Origin of the sequence: Streptomyces xanthochromogenes, from assembly GCF_014650455.1 — a bacterium.
GTDB lineage: Bacteria > Actinomycetota > Actinomycetes > Streptomycetales > Streptomycetaceae > Streptomyces > Streptomyces xanthochromogenes.
Genome location: NZ_BMUZ01000037.1, coordinates 1 through 4,301, shown reverse-complemented (window position 1 = coordinate 4,301; position 4,301 = coordinate 1). Strand labels below are relative to the sequence as shown.

Genomic DNA, 4,301 nt, shown 5'->3' with positions numbered 1-4,301 from the left:
GCGGCTTTGGTGGTGGCGCGGTCGCGGTTGATGCAGTCGGCTCGTGCGGGTGGGGCGATGTTCGCTGTGCAGGCGGGTGAGGATGAGGTGGCGGCTCTGTTGTGGGGGGTCGGTGACGGGGTGGGTATCGCTGCTGTCAACTCGCCTTCGTCCACGGTGATTTCGGGCGACGCCGACGCCGCGGAAACCGTGGCGGAGGCGTTGAAGGCCGCGGGCCGCAGGACCACACGACTCTCGGTGTCACATGCCTTCCACTCCTCGCACATGGAACCCATGCTCGACGGATTCCGTGCCGCCCTCGGCGGTCTCACCTTCCACGAGCCGCGGATACCGGTCATCTCCACCGTCACCGGCGCCGCCCTCACCCCGGACCAGTGGTCGTCACCCACCTACTGGGCTCGGCAGGTCCGCGAACCCGTGCGGTTCCTCGACGCCGTGCGCGCCCTGGAGGACGCGGGGGTCACCACGTTCCTCGAAGTGGGGCCCGACAGTGTCTGCGCGCCCATGGCCGCCGATTCCTTCCGGCAGGCAAAGGGCACGGCGGCCCTGGCGACCCAGCGCAAAAGCCGCCCCCAGGCGGAGGCTCTGCTCGCCGCACTCGGCGCCGTCGCCGCCCGCGGTGTGCGGGTGGACTGGGAGGCGTTCTTCGCGGGCACCGGCGCCCGCCGCGTCCCGCTGCCGACATACGCCTTCCAGCGCGAGCGGTACTGGCTGGAGCCGGCGGCTCGGACCAGGCACGCGCATGGGATGCCGACCGCCGCAGGTCATCCGCTGCTCGGCGCGCCGGTCTCCGTCGCCGACAGCGGCGAGACGCTGTTCACCAGTCGGATCTCCCTGAGCACCCATCCCTCGCTCGCGCGGCACACCGTGTTCGGCTCGGCCGTCCTCTCGGCGCCCGCACTGGTGGAGCTGGCGCTGCGCGCGGGCGACGAAGCCGGCAGCCTCGTACTGGACGAGCTGCACCTGCGAGCGCCGCTCGTGTTCCCCGGCCCCCCGGCCCCCTCCGGCCGACCCGAGGACTCCGCCGACGGAGCCGTATGGCTCCAGGTCAGGTCGGGCGCTCCCGACGACAGCGGGCGGCGGGCGTTGACCGTCCACTCCCGGCAGGACTCCGGCTCCGGCTCGGGGCCCGAGGAAGGGGGTGGCGCACCGTGGAGGCTGCACGCCGAGGGGTACTTCCGGCGCGACGACACCACGGGGCGCGTGGCGCCCGCCACGGGCGACGGCACGGTGGACGTGGCTCTCTCGGACGAGTTGGCCGACGAGGCCGCGTGGTACGGGATACACCCGGAGCTGCTCGGCGACGCGTTGCCCGAACGGGTGCCGAGTAGCGAGGGCCACACCGTGCCGGTGCCGGCCGACTGGTACGGCGTGCGGCTGTACGCGACCGGCGCCCGCGACGCCCGCGCCCGGGCGACCGAGCTCGACGAGCACACGCTCGCCCTGCAACTTACGGACGGACAGGGGGAGTTGATTGCGACCGTCGACTCCATCGGCTACCGGGACATCCCCGTCGAGGAGTTCCGCGCGACGCGGACCGACGACGGCGACGCGCTCTTCACCGTCGAATGGGGCCCGGTGACCGGGCCCGCCGAGGCTGAAGTGCCGCCGCTGCGCTGGGGTGTTCTGGGCGCGATCGACAGCGACTTCGTGGCCACCGGCGGAGACCATTTCCCCGCCCGGTTCGCGGACGTCGCAGCCGCGGGTGCCGCCGCCCCGTCGGTCGACGCGGTCGTTCTGCCGTGGTCAAGCACGGACACGGAGGACGTGACCGCTTCCCTGCACAGTGACACCCAGCGGATTCTCGCGCTCCTTCAGCAGTGGCTCGCGGACGACCGGCTCGGTGACGTCCCCCTGGTCCTGCTGACCCGGGGCGCCGTCGCGATGTGGGATTCGCCGATGGTCGACCTCGCCGGAGCCGCGGTGTGGGGCCTCGTGCGCTCCGCGCAGTCGGAGGCACCCGGCCGCATCGTCCTTCTCGACGCCGACGGAGCGGTCACGACGGAGCGGCTGTCCGAGGTCGTGGCGTCCACCCGGCCCGAGACTGCCCTTCGCGCCCACGGCGTACTGGCGCCCCGGCTTCGGCGGGTGCCGGCAGCGGCGGAGCCGGACAAGCCCTTTTGGCACCCGGCGGGGACGGTCCTTGTCACCGGCGGACCCGGCACGCCCGGCGTGTCCATCGCCCGGCACCTGGCCGAGGAACACGGAGTCAGGCACCTGGTGCTGGCCCGTGGCGCGGCAGAGCGTACGAACGAGGAGGCGAAGCTGGTCGCCGATCTCGCCGAGATCGGCACGGGCGTGACCCTCGCGGCGTGCGATGTGGCCGACCGAGCCGCCCTGGCGCTGCTGCTCGCCGACGTTCCCGCAGACCGCCCCCTGGCCGGTGTGGTGCACACCGCGGGCGTCATCGACAACGGCCCGCTCGCTACGTCGACGCCGGAACGTCTTGACGCCGTACTGCGCCCCAAGGCCGACGGGGCCTGGAATCTGCATGAGGCGACGCGGGACGCGGACCTCGCTGCGTTCGTGCTGTTCTCCTCCACCGTGGGGGTGTTCGGCGGCCCCGGGGCATCCAACTACGCCGCGGCCAACGCGTTCTTGGACGCTCTCGCCGAGCACCGACGGGGGAGCGGGCTTCCCGCGACGTCCATCGCCTGGGGAGTGTGGGAAGCGGACGGCACGGCTCCGACGGACCGTGGGGACGCCGAGCCAGAGCGGCTCGTCCGCAGCGGATTCCGCCCCACGACACCGGAGCAGGGGCGGACCCTGTTCGACCGGGCCCTCGCCTCGGGGGCGCCCGCGCTGGTGGCCACACCGTTGAGCACGGCCGTACCGCGCGCGGGAGATCAGGTGCCCCCGCTCCTGCGGACGCTCGTGGCGGACCGCCCGGCACGGCGTAAAGCCGCGCCCTCCGCCGCCGCCCCCGTCCTCTCGGCCGCCGAACAGCTCGCCCCGCTGACCGCGGCCGAGCGCGAGCGATGGGCGCTGTCCCTGGTGCAAGCCGAGGTGGCCGCGGTGCTGGGACACCTCTCCGTGGGCTCCGTGCCGATGGACAGGTCCTTCCAGGAAATGGGATTCGACTCGATGACCGGGGTCGAACTGCGGGACCGGCTCGGCGTCGCCATCGGCGTCGCACTGCCCGCGACCACCGTCTTCGACCATCCCACTCCGGCGGCGCTCGCCGGCGAGATACTCGACCGGCTGCTGCCGGACGATGCCGAGGAACCGACGAGCGCTTTGGCTGAACTCGCCCGCCTCGAAGGCCTCCTGGCGACGACACCGCACCGGGCGGACGAGCGGGACGAGCTCGCGGCGCGTCTTCAGAAACTCGTATCGAAACTGAAAGCGGGCGCCGAGGCCGCGGGACCCGACGCGTCGGACGTCATCGAATCGGCGTCGGCTGATGAGCTCTTCAGCTTCATCGACGCCCAGCTCGGCCGATCCAGCCGCTGACGCTGCTTCAGCGAACCCCTGCGCTACGAGGAGAATTCGAACCCCCATGTCAAAAGAAGAAAAGCTCGTCGAGTACCTCAAATGGGTAACCGCCGATCTGCACAAGACGCAGCAACGGGTCGCGGAACTGGAGGCGGCGGCGGCCGAGCCGGTGGCGATCGTCTCGATGGCATGCCGCTTCCCCGGCGGGGTCGCCTCGCCCGATGACCTGTGGCGGCTCGTCGCCGACGGAGTCGACGGGATCACGCCCTTCCCCGCCGACCGCGGCTGGGACCTGGACGCGCTCTACGACCCGGACCCGAGCACACCAGGTACCTCCTACACCCGGGAAGGCGGCTTCCTGCACGACGCGCCCCTCTTCGATGCCGGGTTCTTCGGCATCTCGCCGCGCGAGGCGCAGGCCATGGACCCGCAGCAGCGACTGCTGCTGGAGACCGCGTGGGAGGCCTTCGAGCAGGCGGGAATCGATCCCGCGACCCTGAGGGGAAGCCGCGTCGGCGTATTCGCCGGCGTCGTGGAGCAGAGCTATCTCGGACTCGACGGCCCCGAGGAGTTCGAGGGCTATCTGCTCACCAGCAAGCTCAGCAGCGTCGCCTCGGGCCGTATCGCCTACACCTTCGGCTTCGAAGGTCCGGCGATCTCGGTGGACACCGCGTGCTCGTCCTCCCTCGTCGCACTCCATCTGGCGGTGCAGTCGGTACGGTCCGGCGAATCGTCGCTCGCGCTCGCGGGCGGCGCGACCGTGACGGCCACCCCGAGCGGCTTCGTCGACTTCTCCCGGCAGCGTGGTCTGGCGCCTGATGGGCGGATCAAGTCGTTTGGGGCGGGGGCGGATGGTACGGCGTGGT

The 4,301-nt window shown here is 72.0% G+C and carries 2 protein-coding genes; both read left to right on the top strand.

Annotated features, from left to right (window positions below; all coding sequences use genetic code 11):
• The first annotated feature begins 9 nt into the window (after positions 1 to 9).
• On the top strand, positions 10 to 3,453 hold the full coding sequence (locus IE267_RS39230) for an SDR family NAD(P)-dependent oxidoreductase (protein ID WP_308428899.1): 3,444 nt from the start codon (positions 10 to 12) through the stop codon (positions 3,451 to 3,453).
• Between the two features lie 46 nt (positions 3,454 to 3,499).
• Positions 3,500 to 4,301: beta-ketoacyl synthase N-terminal-like domain-containing protein (locus tag IE267_RS39225; RefSeq protein ID WP_189766566.1), on the top strand; the 802-nt coding region annotated here is incomplete at its 3' end.